This is a genomic window from Vibrio rotiferianus (genome assembly GCF_002214395.1).
In the GTDB taxonomy this organism is placed as follows: domain Bacteria; phylum Pseudomonadota; class Gammaproteobacteria; order Enterobacterales; family Vibrionaceae; genus Vibrio; species Vibrio rotiferianus.
Genome location: NZ_CP018312.1, coordinates 1,785,118 through 1,805,449 on the forward strand (window position 1 = coordinate 1,785,118; position 20,332 = coordinate 1,805,449).

A 20,332-nucleotide genomic window follows, 5' to 3' on the forward strand; every position below is an offset into this window, starting at 1 on the left:
GTAGAAACAAACAATCGAACACCTCCCCTTTTGGGGAGGTCTAAAAGGAATTGAGGCATTATGGCTTACAGTACTTTTAACCAAAACAAAAACGACCAACTAAAGGAGCCAATGTTCCTTGGCCAATCAGTGAACGTTGCTCGTTACGACCAACAAAAATTCGAGATCTTCGAAAAGCTAATCGAAAAACAATTGTCTTTCTTCTGGCGTCCAGAAGAAGTTGACGTATCAAGCGACCGTATCGATTACAACAAGCTACCAGATCATGAAAAGCACATCTTCATCTCAAACCTGAAGTACCAAACGCTGCTTGACTCAATTCAAGGCCGTAGCCCGAACGTAGCACTACTTCCACTGGTTTCTCTGCCTGAGCTAGAAACATGGATTGAGACATGGTCTTTCTCGGAGACAATTCACTCTCGTTCGTACACGCACATCATCCGTAACATCGTGAATGATCCAAGTGTGGTATTCGATGACATCGTTGAAAACGAGCACATCCTTAAGCGTGCGAAAGACATCGCACACTACTACGATGACCTAATCCAAGCGACAAACGACTACCACCGTTACGGTGAAGGTGAGCACGTTCTGAACGGCGAAACGGTTAAGGTCAGCCTGTACGATCTGAAGAAGAAACTGTACGTGTGTTTGATGTCAGTTAACGCACTAGAGGCAATCCGTTTCTACGTAAGTTTTGCATGTTCATTTGCTTTCGCAGAGCGTGAGCTTATGGAAGGTAACGCGAAAATCATCAAGCTTATCGCTCGTGATGAAGCACTTCACTTGAACGGTACGCAACACATGATCAACCTGCTACGTAACGGTCAAGATGACTTCTCATTCATGCAAATCGCTGAAGAAGCAAAACAAGAGTGTTTTGACCTATTCAAAGAAGCGGCTGAGCAAGAAAAAGAGTGGGCTGAGTACCTATTTAAAGATGGTTCAATGATCGGTCTGAACAAAGACATCCTGAGCCAATACGTTGAGTACATCACTAACATCCGTATGCAAGCGGTAGGTCTGCCAGCAGCGTACCCTGAAGCGACGTCAAACCCTATCCCATGGATCAACGCTTGGTTGTCATCGGATAACGTTCAGGTGGCACCGCAAGAAGCAGAAATCTCTTCATACCTTGTTGGTCAGATTGACAATGAAGTAAGTGCAGACGACTTCGAAGGGTTTGAGCTGTAATGCCAAATATCAAAATCAACAAACTCGTGAGCATTGAATCCAACCCATCCAATACGATTTTGGAGACGATGGAACAAGCAGGCTTATTACCTGAATACAACTGTCGTGATGGGCACTGTGGTGCTTGTCGTTGTAAGTTGGAGTCGGGTGAAGTGGAGTATGTTGGTTTTGCAATGGCTTACATCCAGCCAGACGAAATCTTACCCTGTATTTGTAAGGCAAAATCTGACCTTTCGCTTAGCGGTGTGAACTACGCGATGAGAGAAAAACGCGCGTAGATTACCGCCCTACCGAACATAAAAAAGCCAAGGCAATCGCCTTGGCTTTTTGTCATCTAGAAATATTTATCTTCTTTGCATCAAGAATTTAAAGCACACTGTTTGGAATGTGCATCTCTTTGACTTTTTCTAAAAATGCATATTGAGCTGCCATTGGCTTGCGCTCTAAGTAACGGCGTAATAAATCTAACGCTGCGGCACTGATAACTTTTACTTGGTCATCGCGCTGGTACTTTCTCGATAACTTATAGAGCGCCCCCCACTCTCCCACAGAGGTAGAAAGAGCGACGGAAAATACACCATCATCAAGTTTACCCGTTACTAACGCTAAATCTGTGCCACATTTCTCTCGTGTCGCTCCGGCAAGGGCAAAAGTCGCAGCCAACGTATCGCCTTCATCCATTATTGTCTTATTTTGCCCAGGCAGCACCCAGCCATGACCAAATTGCTTCCCTACATTTTCATCGCCATTAAGCCAATAAGTCAGGTGCCCAGCGCTGCTTTGCTCAGAAACGGACAAGGTAAGCCCTTTCTCTACCAGTAAGCGACCAATATGCTCAACCATTGGTACATCAACACTCACAGTATTGGTCTCCAAATGTTTATGAATAAGCTGCATTAGCTTCATACGCTGTTCCAATTGATTGGATGGGCCAAACAATTTTACTTCGATGAAAGGTAAGTAAGAGCGATATCCAAGTTCATAGCCTTGAGGTAGCTTCATTTGGTCAAGTTTGTCAGATATCCCGGATTCAGAAAGACCAAAGGTATAAATTCGACTACACGATGAGCTTTCTACGTCTGGAAAGCATTTTTTTAAGTCTGGCAGAATTTGAGCTTCCGCCATCAACTTAAATTCACTTGGAACTCCCGGCGTAAAATAGAACACGGCATCATTGATCAGCATTTTAAAACCGCAAGCCGTACCAATTGGGTTATCAACAATCTCTGCAGTTTCCGGCAACATCGCTTGCTTCAAATTACTGTCTGGCATTGGTATACCACGACGGGCATACATTGCCTCTAGATAATCTAACCAGTCCTTAAATAGCACTAACTTACACTCTGCCGCTTTTGCTGCCGCTGCGGCACTCATGTCGTCCGTTGTTGGTCCTAAACCGCCGTTTACAATAACCACATCGTTATTGAAGCTAAGCATCAAAAACTCTTCGAGTAAGCTTGAAAGGCTATCTCCAACTGTCGATCGTTTGGTTAAGCCAAATCCATGTTGATAAAATAAGCTCGACAACCAAGCTGCGTTTGTATCAACAATATCACCGTGAAGTACCTCTTCACCGGTACTAAGCATTGCAATTTTCACAACTGACTCCTGAAATTAGGCAAAATTCACTTTTTTTCGACATTGTGCCTATATCGTTTTCATTTTATTGGACTAATCTCTTAGTCAATTTGTTGAGATTAAATGTAGGTCAAGTATTTAAATGGCTGTTCTTTTGAGGGATAATTGTGAACTCGATCATCCAACCAACAACTCGGAGACCTTTGTGTCAAAATCATCCATGTTCAAGAAAACTTTAAGTGGTCTTGTTCTGACAGCATCTGCTGCGGCAAATGCAAGTCAGTACGATATGAGCAACCATATTGAGTTCTCTTACAAGCCTGATTGCTTGTCAGGTTACTGCGAAACGACCACTCTGTATAGCTTCGAACCGCAAAATCGTCGTTTTGCTATGGGACTGGATAATGATGATTCTTTAAACCTCGACGCAGGTCTTCAACCAAAACACGTTATTGTTCCAACTGACAAAGATTGGGATTACCTTATGGGTCAAACTTACACCATCCTTGGTTTAAGTGTGGCAACGGTAGGTTTGATGACTTTTCTACCAGAAAGTATTACTAAGTGGGACGAAGAAGATCGTGACATGAGTAAGCTAGGTAGCAAATGGAAAGACAACGTTTCAAGTGGTCCAGTTTGGGATCGTGATGAACACTTTCTAAACTACATCATGCACCCATACTTCGGTGGCGTATACTACACGGCAGCACGACACGCAGGTTACAACGAGTTCGAATCCTTCTTGTACTCTGCAACTATGTCGACTTTCTTTTGGGAATACGGTGTAGAAGCCTTTGCAGAAGTTCCATCGTGGCAAGACATTTTTATCACACCTTTCTTCGGTGCGGTTGTCGGTGAAATGATGCTGACAGCTGAGCAAGACATTGTTGCCAATGGTGGTGAAGTGATGGGCTCAGAAACAATGGGCGACGTGTCACTTTTCTTCCTTAACCCGGTTGGTCATATTCATTATTGGGTATCGGATGCTTGGGGCGGCAGCGCAGAGTTCCAGTTTGCTTCATCTCCCTGGTTCGGAAACCAAGACGCCGCTAAGTTTGCGATGGATGCCGGCGCTAGCTATGACAACGTCTTCTATGGTTTTGAAATGAAGGTTACCTTCTAAAATAAAATCTCCAATGAGCAGCCGAACGGCTGCTTTTTTTGTGCCCTGAGCATAATTTTCATTATTTGCATCACGAATTAGCGTTAAAAATTGACTTTAGTCAAACATAACCTCCCAGCGACACCTACACTGAAATAAAAGGCATTATTCCAAGGACTTAAGTATCCATCACTGAAGGTCCAATAACTGCAGCATTACGTATACAGTGCCGCACCCAAACCTTATTCCGGGAGGGGACATTATGAACACAGTATTTATCGTTAATTTTGTCGGTCAGGCTTCGCCAGCTACCATCAAACAACTCGCCGCAGCTACCCATGAAAATGGTGGGAAATGGTTAATCAGTAAAGTGAACTTTATCGAAGACCAAGTCGCTGGCGTAATTAAAGTTGAGCTCCCTGAAGAGAACGTAGATACCGTTAAAGATGCGTTCACAGCTTGTCAAACCTTAGTGGTTAAGTTTGTTGACTCCGAACCACACTCACATCGTGAAGAAACAATATTCCAGTTACGTTTAGACGCCAATGACCGCGCAGGTATTGTCAATGAGATCACTCATGTGCTTGATAACCAAGGTATCTCTATCCTAGATATGGACTGTCAACGGGTGTTCATTGCAGGCGGCGGCGGTATAAGCTCAAGTCTGTTCAGCGCGAAACTGGCGATCAAACTACCAAGTGAAGTTGAAGTGGATGATGTGGTGAATGAGCTTGAATCGCTCAGTGAAGATACTCGTGTAATTATCGAAAGCTAACACGCCCTAGCTTATATATTAAAAAAGAGCAGCGTTTTGCTGCTCTTTTTACGTTCAACCAAATGAAATAGGATTACTTCACTGTCCATTGAGACAAAGAACGCTTGAAATCTGAATAATCAAATTCATTCAGTTTTTGTACATCACCGTTTGAGCGTTCGCAGTACACAGATGGCATGCGCAGACCATTGAACCAGTTTAGCTTCACCATGGTATAACCCGCACTGTCCAGAATGTGTAGACGCTGACCAATTTCTAATGGCTGTTCGAAGTTCGCCACACAGAACTGATCACCCGCTAGGCAAGAGCAAGAACCAATCACGTACTCGTGCTCACCGTTTTCTGACGCTTCTAGGATAGACGCAGGTTCATTGTAGATTAGTGTGTCTAAGCGGTGCGCTTCCGTTGCCGAATCCACAATTGCAGTCTTCTTCACGTTCTCAACAATATCTACCACAGTCACGACAAGATCCGTCGTTTTAGTGATGATTGCCTCACCCGGCTCTAGGTACATTTGTACACCGTGCTTTTCAGAGAACGCTTTCAGCGCTAGGCCTAACTTCTCGATATCATAGCCTGGCCATGTGAAGAATACACCGCCGCCCATGCTGACCCAATCGAGTTTATTTAGGTATTCGCCAAACTGTTCGGAGATCGAGTCCAGCAGGCCGATGAACGCGTCCACGTCTTTGTTCTCACAATTCATGTGGAACATCACACCATCAATGCCATTGAAAATTTCCGGCTTAATGTGGTCAGCTTGTACGCCTAGACGAGAAAACTGACGTGCAGGGTTAGCCAAGTCTTGACCTGCGTAGCTTACGCCTGGGTTAAGGCGAAGACCAATAGACGCTTTGCCCTCAACGATATGGCGGTAAGCCGCTAGCTGTGACTGCGAGTTGAAAATCATCTTGTCACAGATATCTGCTACTTCACGTACGTCATCTTCACTGTAGCCAACGCTGTATGCGTGCGTTTCACCACCGAAAGTCTCGTAGCCAAGCTTCACTTCAAACGGACCTGAACTGGTAGTGCCATCTAAGTAAGGCTTGATGATGTCGAATACGCCCCATGTTGAGAAGCACTTAAGTGCCAACACAAGCTTCACACCAGAAATATCTTTCAGCTGCTTCGCTTTTTCTAAGTTCTCAACCAGTTTGTCTTCATTGATCATGAAGTACGGGGTTTTAAGCTGTTCTTTGTTCATAACTAACCATTTATCAACCATTAACCCCCTCTAACTCCCCCCTTAAAAAGGGAGAGGACTAAACCAAGCCACCTCTGTTCTTGCCAAAAAAAGTGGAAAAATTGAAGCTACACCCGGTGAGTCCCTGCTCTTCTCCTTAAAAGGGAGAGTGGAAACTGTACTCGGTTTGCCTCAGCTTCCCCCTTTAAAAGTGGAAGATTTAAAACTAAGCTCGGTCTATTTCTGCTCCTCCCCTTTTTAAGGGGAGGCTGGGAGGGGTTAACCTCAAATACAACAAAAGCAGCCACGGCTTTTCGCCATGACTGCTCGAATTATCTAAACAAGTTTAATGATAAAACTTATTTGTTCAGTTCGTGAATCAGCGGTAAGCCCTGACCTGCTTCCAACTCCTGAACATGCCAATCTAGACCGATCGTTGGCATTGTTTCTAGGAACGGATCTGGGTCTAGCTGTTCCATGTTGAACACGCCTTTGTCAGCCCATTTACCACGGAAGAATTGCAGTGCAGCAGTGATTGCAGGAACACCTGTAGTGTAAGAGATCGCTTGGTGTTCTACGTCTTCGTACGCGACTTCATGGTCTGCGTTGTTGTAGATAAACACGCTACGCTCTTTACCGTCTTTCTTACCTTGAACCCAAGTACCGATACACGTTAGGCCAGTGTAGCCAGGTGCTAGAGACGTTGGATCAGGCAACATCGCTTTTAGTACGTGTAGAGGTTGAACTACTGTACCGTCGTGTAGCGTTAGTGGCTCTGGACTTAGTAGGCCAATATCACGCATTACGTTGAAGTAGTTTAGGTAACGGTCACCGAAACCCATCCAGAACTCAATGCGTTTTGCAGGGATGAATTCTTTCATTGAGCGAACTTCATCGTGCGCCATTGAGTAAACTTTGTGTGAACCACAGTTCGGGAAATCGAACTCTAGCATACGAGAGTGGCAAGGTACTTGTTTCCACTCGCCGTTTTCCCAGTAGAACGAGTCGCCTTGGATTTCAAGCATGTTCGTTTCTGGGTCAAAGTTGGTTGCAAACTTCTTACCGTGGTCGCCTGCGTTTACATCCATTACATCGATCGTATCGATTTCATCAAACAGATGCTTCACTGCGTACGCCGCGAATACTGATACCACGCCTGGATCGAAACCAGCGCCTAGGATACCCGTGATGCCCGCTTCTTCGAACTTCTCACGGTAACCCCATTGCCAGTCGTAAGCTTCAGGCACTTGCTGACCTTCAGAACATAGGTCAACGGCCACTGATGTATCTAGGTATGAAACTTTTGCTCGGTAACACGCTTCCATGATTGGCATGTTAACCCACGGAGGACCCGCATTGATTACTAGATCCGGTTTAACTTCTTCAATAAGAGCAACCAGAGAATCTACGTCGTCAGCATTTACTGAGCGCGCTTCTAGTTTCTTAGCTGAATCTTTCAGGTTGTTTTTCTTCTGAATCGATTCGATGATCTTCTCACACTTACCAATAGTACGTGATGCGATAGTGATATCACCCAGAACGTCGTTGTTTTGTGCTGCTTTGTGTGCAACAACCCAGCCAACGCCGCCTGCACCAATCTGTAGAACTGCCATAGTTTTCCGTTACCTTTATTAAACTAGCTCAACTGCTAGCGTGTTGATTTTCAAGAGCAAAGATTCAAAGTCCGCTGTCGTCAGACAAGGATTCAAAATCGTAAATTTAAGCGCGGTCTTACCATCAACGATGGTTTCACCGAGTACTGCGATACCACGAGTTAACGCCTCAAGACGCAATGTTTTGTTCAGTTCATCTAAATCTGCACAAGCGTTTGTTGCACGGAATAGAACCGTAGAAAGCGCTGGCTCAGCCAGAAGTTCAAACTGCTCGTGGTCACGAACCATGTCCGCTACTTGTTGCGTTTGTACTAGCAAGTGATCGTACATATCGCCAAGCGCCTTAGGACCGACGTTTTGCATCGTCATAAAGACTTTCAATGCATCAAAGCGCTTCGTCGTTGCAATAGATTTGTCCACCAAGTTTGGTAGCTCATCGTGTTCACGGTTCAGGTAGTCAGCATGATGAAGTAGGAACTTAAAGTTCGACTTATCATTAACCAGTAGAGCACCACAGCTGATTGTTTGGTAGAACAGTTTGTGGAAGTCGACACTGATCGAGTGCGCACGCTCTACACCTTTCAGGCGCGATTTGTGGCTGCTAAGAATCAGTGCACCACCATAAGCGCCATCCACGTGCATCCACATTTCGTGTTTCACTGCCATATCAGCAATGAAATCAAGATCGTCAATTGCGCCGTGATCAGTCGTACCTGCGGTGCCAACAATAGCGAATGGAATCAAACCTTCTTCTTTTGCTTGCGTTAGAACGTGATCTAACTGAGTAATGTCCATTGTGCCGTCAGCGTTCGCATCGACGGTCATCACAGCTTTCTCACCTAGTCCCATCCAAGATGCTGACTTTTGAACCGTGAAGTGTGATTTCTTAGAGCACACAATGCGCAGTTTGTCTGCGTAATCAGGAAGACCCAGCTTTTGGATTGAGTGGCTGCTAAGCTTGTCAGCAATCCAGTCACGCGCCAGCATTAAGCCCATTTGGTTGCTTTGTGTGCCGCCGCTAGTAAAGATGCCATCCGCCTTCTCACCAAGCTCGTATTTATCGCACAGCCAGTTAATCACTTTTTGCTCTACGTAAGTCGCAGAAGATGCTTGATCCCATGAATCCATTGATTGGTTCAACGCTGCAATCATCGCTTCTGCCGCGACTGCAGGCATCAGAGGAGGCGTATGCAAGTGAGCAATACAATCAGGGTGTTGAGTGAAGATCGCGTTTTTAGCGACAAGTTCTGCCGCTTCATCAATCACCGATTTCAGCGATGCATTTTTGTTATCCAGATCGACAGCATTAATTGCAGCTTCTAGAAACTGAGGATTCATACCTGAGTATGGTGCGTTCACTTGTTCGAATACCGACTTCATCGCCGCTGTCGTGTGATTCATTACAGACGCAAATTCAGCACTGCCAAGTTCACCGGTATGAATGAAGTGCTTTTTCCATTCTTCTTGTTGCGATGTTTCAACATGGCTACCGCCTGCTGCGATGATCGCATCTTCAAGAACTCGTAGAGCAAAGTCGATTTGCTCGAAAGAGATGATAAGCGGAGGAAGGAAGCGAATTACAGAACCATCACGACCACCCTTTTCTACCATCAAGCCACGCTCAAGTGCCGCTCGTTGGATAGCAAGAGTAAGCTGACCATCAGCGAGAGGCTCACCGAACTTGTTCAATTCGCCGTTTGGATTCTTAATTTCAACACCCAGCATTAAGCCTTTACCGCGAACGTCTGCGATACAGTTAACGCGTTTTTGAATGCTCTCAAGACCAAAGCGTAGATACTGGCCTGCAACGTTTGCGTGCTCAACAAGATTGTCGCGTTGGATGATTTCGAGTGCTTTCGCACCTGAGACCATAGCAAGTTGGTTACCACGGAACGTACCGGTGTGTTCACCTGGCTTCCACGTATCGTGTTGCTTATTGATCACAAGCAGCGACATTGGTAAGCCGCCACCAATCGCTTTAGACAAACACAAAATATCAGGAACGATCCCTGCTTCTTCGAATGCGAAGTTGTAACCAGATTTACCCACACCACATTGAATTTCATCAAAGATCAGAAGGATACCGTGCTCATCACAGATGCGGCGCAACTCACGTAGCCAGAATGCAGGCGCAGGAATAACACCACCCTCACCTTGCACAGGCTCCACGATAATCGCAGCAGGCTTCATGATGCCCGCTTCATCATCGTTGAGCAGACGCTCGATGTAACGAATACTCGCTTTCGCCCCTTCGTCACCGCCTAGACCAAATGGACAACGTAAGCTGTAAGGGAAAGGCATGAAGTGTACGTCTGACATCAAACCAGTACGGCGAGCTTTAGTGCCTAAGTTGCCCATCATCCCCATGGTACCGTTTGTCATACCATGGTACGCACCGCGGAAAGCAAACATGGTGTTACGACCAGTAGTTTGCTTCGCAAGCTTGATGGCTGCTTCAACGGCATCAGCGCCCGAAGGACCACAGAACTGAATCACACAGTTATCGCTCAGCTCTTGAGGCAGGAAGCCTTTCACAGACTTGATGAAATGGGTTTTCGCAGATGTAGCGATATCTAGAGTCTGGTACGGAAGGCCAGAATCCAATTGTTCTTTTAGCGCTTGGTTGATTTCTGGGTGATTGTAACCCAAAGCCAAAGTGCCAGCCCCTGCAAGACAATCTAGGAAGATTTGACCACGCGTATCTTCAACCAAACAGCCATAGGCTTGCTTGATCGCTATTGGTAAACGACGTGGGTAAGAACGAACCTCAGATTCATGTTCCGCCTGTTCAATAAGGATTTGATCTGGCGTTAAATCATACGTTCCATCAACAACTGGAACCTGAGTAGAAAAAGTGTTTGCGATAGTATTATCGACTTCAAAGGCAGTGCTCATACTACATGACCCCTTGAATTAGAATGATTCTCTATCCTGTATTTATTATCGTTAGCATTAAATTACAGGAGATACAGATACACCTCCGCATTCGTCATCGATTAAACGACAAATACAGATAACCCGTCACAAAAAGCGTGACTTTTCTTAAGCTTGGGAAGTAATCAAGGCTCCGTAATGCACCCGTTTTGTAAAACAGGACATTTCGGTAGTATGAAGCTGATTAGTGTGTGTTTATTTAAAGGTTTCAATGTTGGGTTTCCCATTAACATGCCGCTTCTACAGCACTAGTATCCCGTCTATCAACAAAAGGCTTTGTCGATACCTACCCTACGCAGTGTCACAATCAGCTTGAATGGTCGCTGCGCGTATCCCCCAGAGAATCAAATGACGTAAAATTACGCTCCGAGATTGCGCGCGAATTTATCACAGAATAAAATCGTCTGGCAATACGTTTTCATCAGTTTCATATTGATTAAGATCACAATAACAATAAACCGAGTGCTAAGGGATTTGCCACAATATGGATCTGTCTCGCAGAAAAGTGCATTAGAGCTGTGTAAGCAGAAAGAAATAAGCAGAACTAGAAGCAGACTAACATCGTCGAAGCTGCAGTTTAGGGATAGTAATTGGGATAGTGTCAAACGAGAAAAGAAAAAGCCCAGCATAAATGCTGGGCTTATAATCTGGAGCGACACACGAGGTTCGAACTCGTGACCTCAACCTTGGCAAGGTTGCGCTCTACCAACTGAGCTAGTGTCGCAGATTTTGAGATGGTGCCCCGGGCCGGACTTGAACCGGCACAACGCGAACGTCGAGGGATTTTAAATCCCTTGTGTCTACCAATTCCACCACCAGGGCACACAAATATTCTTTGTGATGCCTTTACAGAAAAGTAAAACACCATCTGATACCGCTAATCGCCATATCATTTAAATTTGGAGCGACACACGAGGTTCGAACTCGTGACCTCAACCTTGGCAAGGTTGCGCTCTACCAACTGAGCTAGTGTCGCATTTATTCTCGAAAGTCATTCACTCTCAAAAGAATAATGGAGGCGCCTCCCGGAGTCGAACCGAGGTCCACGGATTTGCAATCCGCTGCATAGCCACTCTGCCAAGGCGCCTCATTTGTGAAGGAAGCTTAACTTCTCTCACTACCCTTTCAAGCTGTGCTCTCTTGGGTACGGAATGCATTCTACGGATTCGGACGATCGAGTCAACACTATTTTTATTTTTTTAAATCGTTTGACCAGAATTTGTGCGAAAGACGGTAAATTGATTAGTTTTAATACTGAGATTAGCCCAAATACTCTTGTTTATCATGAATATTGCGCTACGCCGTTCACCTACCCTATGGCATTCCTTCTTGTATTAACTATCGATAATTAAAGGAACAAACCGCATTACGCGTTTAGTAGGATTAAAAACAAGACTCATGTCACATTTTTTCTTTATCATGAATCCGAGACACAAAAAAGCAGGCTATCAAGCCTGCTTCTTAAAATGCTATTTGTGTTGGATTCTTTTAATGGTGCTCTTCATTGAGCAAATCATCCTTTGCAGCAGCCAGGTACTGAACCATTGACCAATACGTTAGGAAGGTTGCCACATACAAGGCACCAAAACCTAACCACACCATCCAATCGTCATAACGCCAAATCAGAACCCACAGAGCAAACATTTGTGAGACAGTCTTGACTTTGCCCACCCAAGAAACCGCCACACTGGCTCGTTTCCCGATCTCGGCCATCCACTCGCGCAATGCAGAGATAATGATTTCACGCGCTATCATAGTAACCGCAGGGATCGTGACCCAAATCGTGTGGTAATGCTCAGTGATCAAAATCAACGCCGTCGCAACCAGCACTTTATCAGCCACTGGGTCGATGAAAGCACCAAAACGAGACGTTTGGCCTAGCTTACGAGCAAGCATGCCATCTAGCCAGTCAGTAAAACCTGCAACCCAGAAAACCATTGCTGCTGCAAAAGGAGCCCAAGAGTAAGGTAGATAGAAGACAACCACAAAAACTGGGATTAGGAACAGTCTTAGTAGAGATAGAATGTTCGGGATATTCAAACGCATTTTATTATTCTCTTACACATTGCGGCTTAATGTTGCGGGATTTTCCTTATTGTTTCAATGCTTGGAAAATAATTTCTGCCAAAGAGTGACTAATTCCCGGTACTTTGGCGATTTCTTCAACACTTGCGCGCTTTAATTCCTGTAAACCGCCCATGTATTTGAGCAAGGCTTGACGACGCTTTGGACCCACGCCCTCAATTCCTTCTAACGCACTGGTTCGTCGGGTTTTTCCCCGTTTAGCCCGATGCCCCGCAATTGCGTGGTTATGGCTTTCGTCGCGAATGTGCTGAATGAGGTGAAGTGCTGGCGCGTCACTTGGCAAATTAAACTCATCACCATCTACGGTAATTAAGGTTTCAAGGCCAGGTTTGCGGGTCACACCTTTGGCAATACCAATCATAGTTGGACGCTTCGGCCAATCTCCCCAATAGTGGGATATGATCTCATGCGCTCGGTTGAGCTGCCCTTTACCACCATCGATGAAGATGATGTCAGGAATCTTCTCTACATCAAGCTGCTTCGAATAACGACGCTCTAGAGCTTGTCCCATTGCTGCGTAATCATCACCACCAGTAATGCCTGTAATGTTGTAACGACGATACTCCTGTTTAACGGGGCCTTCACTATTGAACACCACGCATGAGGCAATGGTACTCTCGCCCATCGTGTGCGAGATATCGAAACATTCCATACGAGCGATACTTTCCATCCCCAAGACTTCTCGCAGAGCTTTAAAACGCTGATTGATGGTCATCTTGTGATTGATCTTGGTGGTAATTGCCGTCAAAGCGTTAGTATTCGACAGTTTGAGGTAACGTCCACGTGACCCTGTTGGAGAGGTATGGAACTGTACCTTACGACCAGCAACCTCGCTCAGCGCCTGCTGAATCGGCTCGATATCGCCACTCAGCTCTTGATTCAAAATAATGCGAGACGGGATGGTGCGTGCCTCGTTATGGCTCAAATAGTACTGAGTAAGGAAGCTATCAAAGACTTCTTGCTGACTGGTGTTCTGTGGAATCTTAGGAAAATGACTGCGACTGCCTAGCACCTTGCCCTGACGAATCATCAAGATATGGATACAAGCGATACCGTTTTCTTGTGCAAAACCAAGTACGTCCATATCATCCATACTGTCTTCTGAAACGTACTGCTGTTCTTGTACGCGTCGAATCGCTTGAATCTGATCACGAAATTTCGCTGCATCTTCAAAGCGGAGCTGCTGGCTTGCCACTTCCATCTTCTCGATTAGTTGCTCAAGCACTTGTTTATCTTTGCCCTGCAAAAACAAGCGAACAAAGCCCACCAGCTCGGCATATTCTTCATCAGAAATTATGGTGCTAACACACGGCCCCGCACAGCGACCAATTTGGTACATCAAACAAGGGCGAGTACGGTTGGAATAAACCGTATCTTCACACTGACGAACAGGGAGTGTTTTCTGCAAAAGGTGCAAAGTTTCTCGTACCGCGCCCGAATCCGGGTACGGTCCAAAGTACTCACCTTTGCGCTTTTTCGCACCACGATGCATAGACAATCGCGGATGTTTATGGCCGCTAATGAAAATGTAAGGGTACGATTTGTCATCACGCAGAAGTACGTTGTATTTCGGTAAATATTGCTTGATGTAGTTGTGCTCAAGGATGAGCGCTTCCGTCTCGGTGTGGGTTACCGTGACGTCAATTTTAGCGATATTACTTACGAGAGCGCGGGTCTTTTCACTGTCGACTTTCTTACGAAAATAACTTGAGAGGCGCTTTTTTAGATCTTTGGCTTTGCCGACATAAATCACAACAGCCTCGGCGTTGTACATTCTGTAAACGCCGGGCTGATGAGTTACTGTCTTGAGAAAGGAAGCCGAATCGAAGGGTTGATTCACACTAAAGGGTCTCGGTGTCCAGCATTCCGTGGCGGATCGCTAAGTGTGTTAACTCAACGTCACCATTGATGTCCAATTTACTAAACAGACGGTAGCGGTAGCTGTTGACTGTTTTTGGACTTAAATTAAGTTGTTCAGAAATATCCGTTACTTTCTGCCCTTTGGTGATCATCATCATGATCTGCAATTCACGTTCTGAAAGGTCTTTAAATGGATTCTCTGAGGCTGGTGAGAATTGACTCAACGCCATCTGCTGCGCGATCTCTGGTGAGATGTAACGCTGTCCACTATTAACCACTCGAATGGCATTCACCATTTCGTCAGGTCCTGCACCTTTCGTTAAATAACCAGAAGCTCCCGCTTGCATGACTTTTGTCGGAAACGGGTTTTCAGTATGAACAGTTAAAACGATGATTTTGACATCAGGATTTACTCGAAGAATCTTCTTAGTAGCTTCCAAGCCACCGATTCCCGGCATATTCATGTCCATCAAAACGACGTCAGCATGATTACTGCGACACCATTTTACTGCATCTTCACCGCTGTCAGCTTCTCCTGCTACGTTCATTCCACGGACGTCTTCAATAATACGTCGTATCCCTGTGCGAACCAGCTCGTGATCATCTACAAGGAAAACATTTATCAAACTTGTATCTCCACACTTTTAATTGGCTCTGCACCCACATTCAGTTTATTCAATGCGGATATCAGTATGAGTGCCTATATAATACCGTATATGGCAAAAATTGCTTTATATGAATATGTGCTGAAACGCAAAGTTTAGCAAGAACTTATTTCTATATCTGGTCAGTAAGGCTGAATTTGCATATTTATCACAACCTTAGACGAACAAAAAACCATCAACAAGTCGCTTCCCACATCATTGGGACAGCCATGCAACAAATTGTCCTCACAATGAAAATGTAAACAAGTAATGCCCGAAAGAAGCGTGCCACAATGTGATACTGGTCAATTTAACAACATTATCAATACGTTAACTCCGAACCGAAATTAGGTAGGAACGAGTGTCTCATATTTAATTCTAATTCAATCACGCCATTAAATTAGATTTGCAAATGCATGTTGTTTCATTATTATGGCCGCCGCAATTTTATATTGCAGTTCTAAATTGGATATAACTTAAATATCAGGAAAATATAATGAAAAAGCTTTTAGCAGTGGCAGCGCTAGCGACTCTTCCTCTTTCAAACGTTGCAATGGCTGACTCTGACATCGGTTGTGGCTTAGGTACTATGATTTTCGACGGTAAGTCTGGCAAAGTATTTAAAGTACTAGGTGCAACAACTAACGGCACTTCTGGTAACCAAACGTTCGGCATCACTTTCGGTACGCTTGGTTGTGATGGTAACGGCACTATCACTTCAGCACAAAAGCTAGCACTATTTATCGATGGCAACATGGATAACCTAGCTCGCGATATCGCAAAAGGCGAAGGTGAGACTCTTGCTACGCTTTCTGAAGTTTGGGGCATTCAAGAAGCCGATAAAGCGACTTTTAACCAAATGGCTCAAGAAAACTTTGCAAAAGTATTCAAATCTGAGAATGTGACTTCAAAAGAAGTCTTCACTAACCTAAATGACTTGGTTGCTGAAAACAACGCTCTAGCTGCTTACACTATCTAAGCACTGGAACCCATAATAGAAAGTGTCCTTTTGGGCACTTTTTTAATGCTATATTTTCGCGGTATTCGATGAAGTTCCCTTTTTGCGCACATGCGTTAATCCTCTCGGCAAGTGTCTTTGCCTCCCCACTCTCAGCTCATGTTCACCAGATAGACTTGCAACAATTGTCCGAGGAGCCTTACTGGTTAAAGTTGGGGCATTACCTTCCTGCGACTTTGAGTGATTATAAAAGCACCGTTGACTCGAAAGCCTTTTTTTTATCAGTGGACGGCAAAACAAATCCAGAGGCTGAGTTGATCGCTACTTTTAATGCCTTTTACAACGCCGATGACACAACAAAGGCTGAAATGCGTTGCCGTTACCCAGCCCGCTTTACTTGGCTTGAACAACAACAGGATCGTGTGGCGATACTAAACTGCCCAGAAATGAATGACTGGAAAGAAGTACTAGACCCTGCAGGCATGACGTTAGTTTTCCCTACCGCCTTTATGAACAACCCTTCCTCCATGTTTGGCCATACATTGCTAAGAATCGATGCAAAGGATCAAACAAGACACAAGGAACTCGTGGCGTTTGCTGTTAATTTTGCCGCTGAGCCTCAGACCAATGATAATGCTGCTTTATACGCTCTCAAGGGCTTAGCAGGTAGCTATCCAGGTCGATTTACCGTCATGCCCTACTATCGCAAAGTTCGTGAGTACAACGATATTGAATCTCGTGATATCTGGGAGTACAAACTCAAGCTATCAGAAGATGAAGTAAATCGTGTGCTATTGCACCTATGGGAAATGCAAACTGCTGAATTCGATTACTACTTCATTGATGAAAACTGCTCTTATCAATTACTCGCTCTACTTGAACTGGCAAGAGATGATCTATCTTTAGTTGCCGACTTTCCAGTTCACGCAATTCCATCAGATACGGTAGCATCACTCGCAGACAGTCACCTTTTAGATGAGCCTGAATATCGTGCTGCATTTGGCACTCGACTGCTTCATCAATCTAACGAAATAGACGAAGACCTTTTTCAAGCTGCAATTAAGGCTAAGCAAGGAGAATACCCTAGCGCTGCAAAATTTACGGATGAAGAGCGAGCAGCGATACTTGAGTTCGCTTACGAATGGCTAAACTATGAACTTTACGACGACGGTTTAGAAAGAGATCCAACAGCAAAACAGCTGACTCAACTTCTCTATCAGCGCAGTCGAATCAAAGCTGACTCTCCCTTCTCTCCTGTGGAAGCGCCTAAAGTATCCCCTGAAAAAGGCCATGCTTCTGCTCGAGTTGGATTGAGCTACCAATATAATGATGGGGCAACAAATCGAACACTCTTCCATTGGCGTGCTGCCTACCATGATTTGCTCGACTCTCAAGCGGGTTTTATTCCGGGAGCGAAAATTAGCTTTCTAGATACCACATTGAGTATCGACCAAGCGTCAAACGCCAGACTCGAGAACTTTCAACTTTTAGATGCGATGGCTTTAGCACCGGGAAATCGTGTTTTTGACAGCTTAGCGTGGAACATCCGTGGTGGCTTCGACCGAATGCCGGCAGAGAGCAAACTTGCCGGTCGATGGTTTGCTCAAGGTGGTGCAGGTAAAGCTTGGGGCGAGTCAGACAAGCTTCATCTATACACTCTCTTCTCCTTAGATGTTAGCGCAGGAGAACTCACTGAATACGATCTTACCGTGGGCTCTGGCGTTGAAGCTGGTGTTTTATGGCAAGCCACTCACAATCATCGTTTAGCCTTACAAGGTCAGTATCTATATCTGTTTGACTCACTCGTAGATCAAAATGCTAAAGCAACAGCGAGTTGGAACTGGGCGTTGAGTCGAAACTGGGCAATTCGAAGCGAAGTCGAGTACCAGCATTGGTCTAGAGAAAACACCACAGCGAAGCTCACGGGATATTTTTACTACTGAGTTTTTGCTAATATCCTCTGATTAAGTAAAAAGGCTACCATATGTGGCCTTTTTGGTTTTTAAAGGAAATATTCGTTGGCGATTCAGCAAGGCTTTTTACTCACCAGACAAGCTCGGGACCTTTCAGGGCAAACTCAAATCGATCTTTGGGTCGCGACTAATAACGGGCCCGTAAACCTGACCATTCAAGGCGAAAAGCCTGTCTTTTTTATTGAGCAGAGTCATCAAGATCATGCTAGTACGCTAGCTAAGCAACATCATATCCCTTTAGAAATCAAACCACTCAACCTAAAAAGCTTTGAACTCATACCCCTAAGTGCTTGCTACTGTCAAACGATCAGAGATTCATACACCTTGTCTGATCTGCTCGCTAAAGATGACATCATGACACTGGAAGCCGATATAAAACTCGCCGATCGCTTTCTCATGGAACGCTTCATTAAGGGAAGCATTGAGTTTACTGGTCAGTTTCAGGCTCAAAAGAATCATACTAAAGTATCTAAAGCCCAGTGCCGTCAAGGCGACTATATTCCTAGTTTGCATGTCGTTTCGCTCGATTTAGAGTGCTCAGAGAAAGGCATCCTCTATTCGATTGGTTTAGATAGCCCTGCTGATTCACGCGTGATCATGATTGGCGAACCTGAACCGGCAGACACACCAATCCAATGGGTGAAAGATGAGAAAGCGCTGCTTCAGGCGCTAATCGCTTGGTTTAAGCAATTTGATCCAGATGTGATTGTCGGCTGGAACGTTATCGACTTTGATTTCCGTCTACTGCACAAGCGTGCCGAGTGGCACAACATGAAGCTGGTGCTAGGCCGCGCTGACCAACCGAGCTTCTTTCGCAGCTCCGCGCAAAGCCAACAGGGCTTTATCTCTATTCCTGGTCGTGTGGTACTCGATGGTATCGATACGCTCAAAACCGCGACATACCATTTCCGCTCTTGGTCACTTGAGTCTGTTTCACAAGAACTCCTTGGCGAAGGTAAAGAGATTCATAACGTTCATGATCGAATGGACGAAATCAATCGCATGTACCGTTCAGACAAACCGTCTCTCGCTAAATACAACCTGCAAGACTGTGTGTTGGTCAACAAGATTTTTGACCATACTCACCTACTCGACTTCGCTATCGAACGCTCTCGCTTAACGGGAGTGGAACTGGATCGCGTTGGAGGCTCAGTGGCAGCGTTTACTAATTTGTATCTGCCGCAGATCCACCGAGCAGGGTATGTGGCGCCAAACCTGCATTCAGAAAACTGGATTGCCAGCCCGGGCGGCTATGTGATGGACTCCATCCCAAACCTTTACGACTCGGTATTAGTGCTAGATTTTAAGAGCCTGTACCCCTCGATTATTCGTTCATTCTTGATCGACCCTATGGGTTTAGTCGAAGGTTTGCAGCTTCAAATCGGCACAGCAGACGACGAAGCGGTACCCGGATTCCGTGGCGGTCAGTTCCATCGCTCGAAACACTTCTTGCCAGAAATGATCGAAAAACTTTGGGCAGCGCGCGATGTTGCAAAGAAGAACAATGAAAAAGCGTTCTCACAAGCGATCAAAATCATCATGAACTCATTTTATGGCGTGCTTGGTTCTTCTGGCTGTCGTTTCTTTGATACCCGCCTAGCTTCCAGCATCACTATGCGTGGGCATGAAATCATGAAGCAGACCAAGGTCCTGATTGAAGACAAAGGCTATCAAGTTATTTATGGCGATACTGACTCAACTTTTGTCTCTTTAAACGGCGCCTTTAGCCAAGCAGACGCAGATAAAATTGGTAATGAACTGGTCGACTACATTAACCAATGGTGGAGTGACCATTTACGTAGTGAGTACAATCTCAATTCGATTCTTGAACTCGAATACGAAACCCATTATCGCAAATTCTTGATGCCAACCATTCGAGGCGCGGAAACCGGCTCCAAGAAACGTTACGCCGGTTTAATTGGTGAAGGCGAACAGGAGCGCATCATCTTCAAAGGATTAGAAAGTGCACGTACTGACTGGACACCATTGGCACAGCGATTCCAGAACACCTTGTATCAAATGGTCTTCCACGGTGAAGACCCAAGTGACTATGTGCGAGAGATGGTCGAAAAAACCAATAATGGTGAGTTTGACGATCAGTTAGTGTATCAAAAGCGATTACGCCGTAAGCTGCACGAATATCAAAAGAACATTCCGCCACAAGTACGTGCTGCGCGCTTGGCCGATGACATCAATGCGAAACTAGGCAGACCATTGCAGTATCAAAATCGTGGTCGAATCGAGTACTTGATTACCGTAAACGGGCCAGAGCCACACGAATACCGTAATAGTCCTATCGACTATCAACACTATATTGATAAGCAGTTAAAACCTGTTGCGGATGCTATATTACCGTTTATTGGTACTAAATTTGAGCAACTCTCTGCACCACAAATGGGATTGTTCTAAAAGTACGATCAATGTGCTTTA

The 20,332-nt window shown here is 45.1% G+C and carries 14 protein-coding genes and 4 tRNA genes; 7 read left to right on the forward strand and 11 right to left on the reverse strand.

Going from position 1 to position 20,332, the window contains the following annotated elements:
- Positions 1–60 precede the first annotated feature (60 nt).
- Both nrdB and yfaE read left to right on the forward strand, forming a co-directional pair.
- Positions 61–1,194: a class Ia ribonucleoside-diphosphate reductase subunit beta gene (gene nrdB, locus BSZ04_RS17390; RefSeq protein ID WP_010447569.1), complete on the forward strand. Its 1,134-nt coding sequence runs from the start codon at positions 61–63 to the stop codon at positions 1,192–1,194.
- Positions 1,194–1,472 (forward strand): class I ribonucleotide reductase maintenance protein YfaE, encoded by a 279-nt coding sequence (yfaE, locus tag BSZ04_RS17395; RefSeq protein ID WP_010447568.1) that lies wholly within the window; start codon positions 1,194–1,196, stop codon positions 1,470–1,472. The genes nrdB and yfaE overlap by 1 nt, the downstream gene beginning before the upstream one ends.
- An 88-nt stretch (positions 1,473–1,560) precedes the next feature.
- Here the strand turns inward: yfaE and BSZ04_RS17400 are convergent, their stop codons facing one another.
- The gene (locus BSZ04_RS17400; protein WP_088880984.1) at positions 1,561–2,793 is read right to left on the reverse strand and encodes a CinA family nicotinamide mononucleotide deamidase-related protein; all 1,233 of its coding nucleotides are present in this window, start codon (positions 2,791–2,793) and stop codon (positions 1,561–1,563) included.
- Positions 2,794–2,992: 199 nt separating this feature from the next.
- Between BSZ04_RS17400 and BSZ04_RS17405 the strand changes: the two genes are divergently transcribed.
- Together BSZ04_RS17405 and BSZ04_RS17410 are read left to right on the forward strand one after the other, a co-directional pair.
- Positions 2,993–3,895, forward strand: coding sequence for a DUF3943 domain-containing protein (locus BSZ04_RS17405; RefSeq protein ID WP_010447565.1), 903 nt, complete (start codon positions 2,993–2,995; stop codon positions 3,893–3,895).
- A 241-nt stretch (positions 3,896–4,136) separates the two neighbouring features.
- Positions 4,137–4,649, forward strand: coding sequence for a glycine cleavage system transcriptional repressor (locus BSZ04_RS17410; RefSeq protein WP_010447563.1), 513 nt, complete (start codon positions 4,137–4,139; stop codon positions 4,647–4,649).
- Between the two features lie 73 nt (positions 4,650–4,722).
- Here the strand turns inward: BSZ04_RS17410 and nspC are convergent, their stop codons facing one another.
- The 10 genes from nspC to uvrY form a co-directional block, all read right to left on the reverse strand.
- On the reverse strand, positions 4,723–5,856 hold the full coding sequence (gene nspC / locus BSZ04_RS17415; protein WP_088881629.1) for a carboxynorspermidine decarboxylase: 1,134 nt from the start codon (positions 5,854–5,856) through the stop codon (positions 4,723–4,725).
- Positions 5,857–6,194: 338 nt separating this feature from the next.
- Positions 6,195–7,448, reverse strand: coding sequence for a carboxynorspermidine synthase (locus BSZ04_RS17420; protein WP_050906311.1), 1,254 nt, complete (start codon positions 7,446–7,448; stop codon positions 6,195–6,197).
- Positions 7,449–7,466: 18 nt separating this feature from the next.
- Positions 7,467–10,343, reverse strand: a complete 2,877-nt coding sequence (locus tag BSZ04_RS17425) for a pyridoxal phosphate-dependent class III aminotransferase (protein WP_045387787.1) — start codon at positions 10,341–10,343, stop codon at positions 7,467–7,469.
- Positions 10,344–11,030: 687 nt separating this feature from the next.
- Positions 11,031–11,106: transfer RNA gene (locus BSZ04_RS17435), tRNA-Gly, on the reverse strand.
- 11 nt (positions 11,107–11,117) lie between these two features.
- Positions 11,118–11,204, reverse strand: a tRNA-Leu gene (locus BSZ04_RS17440).
- 78 nt (positions 11,205–11,282) lie between these two features.
- A tRNA-Gly gene (locus tag BSZ04_RS17445) sits at positions 11,283–11,358 on the reverse strand.
- Positions 11,359–11,395: 37 nt separating this feature from the next.
- Positions 11,396–11,469, reverse strand: a tRNA-Cys gene (locus tag BSZ04_RS17450).
- Between the two features lie 401 nt (positions 11,470–11,870).
- The gene (gene pgsA, locus BSZ04_RS17455) at positions 11,871–12,428 is read right to left on the reverse strand and encodes a CDP-diacylglycerol--glycerol-3-phosphate 3-phosphatidyltransferase (RefSeq protein ID WP_005445072.1); all 558 of its coding nucleotides are present in this window, start codon (positions 12,426–12,428) and stop codon (positions 11,871–11,873) included.
- A 46-nt stretch (positions 12,429–12,474) separates the two neighbouring features.
- Positions 12,475–14,307 (reverse strand): excinuclease ABC subunit UvrC, encoded by a 1,833-nt coding sequence (gene uvrC / locus BSZ04_RS17460; RefSeq protein WP_071236132.1) that lies wholly within the window; start codon positions 14,305–14,307, stop codon positions 12,475–12,477.
- Between the two features lies 1 nt (position 14,308).
- Positions 14,309–14,953, reverse strand: a complete 645-nt coding sequence (gene uvrY / locus BSZ04_RS17465) for a UvrY/SirA/GacA family response regulator transcription factor (protein WP_010447546.1) — start codon at positions 14,951–14,953, stop codon at positions 14,309–14,311.
- 514 nt (positions 14,954–15,467) lie between these two features.
- Between uvrY and BSZ04_RS17470 the strand changes: the two genes are divergently transcribed.
- The 3 genes from BSZ04_RS17470 (at position 15,468) to BSZ04_RS17480 (ending at position 20,311) form a co-directional block, all read left to right on the forward strand.
- Positions 15,468–15,950 (forward strand): DUF3015 domain-containing protein, encoded by a 483-nt coding sequence (locus BSZ04_RS17470; RefSeq protein WP_088880985.1) that lies wholly within the window; start codon positions 15,468–15,470, stop codon positions 15,948–15,950.
- A gap of 68 nt (positions 15,951–16,018) precedes the next feature.
- Positions 16,019–17,872 (forward strand): Lnb N-terminal periplasmic domain-containing protein, encoded by a 1,854-nt coding sequence (locus BSZ04_RS17475; RefSeq protein WP_088880986.1) that lies wholly within the window; start codon positions 16,019–16,021, stop codon positions 17,870–17,872.
- 75 nt (positions 17,873–17,947) lie between these two features.
- Complete coding sequence (locus tag BSZ04_RS17480; protein WP_088880987.1) at positions 17,948–20,311, forward strand: DNA polymerase II; 2,364 nt, start codon at positions 17,948–17,950, stop codon at positions 20,309–20,311.
- Positions 20,312–20,332 lie beyond the last annotated feature (21 nt).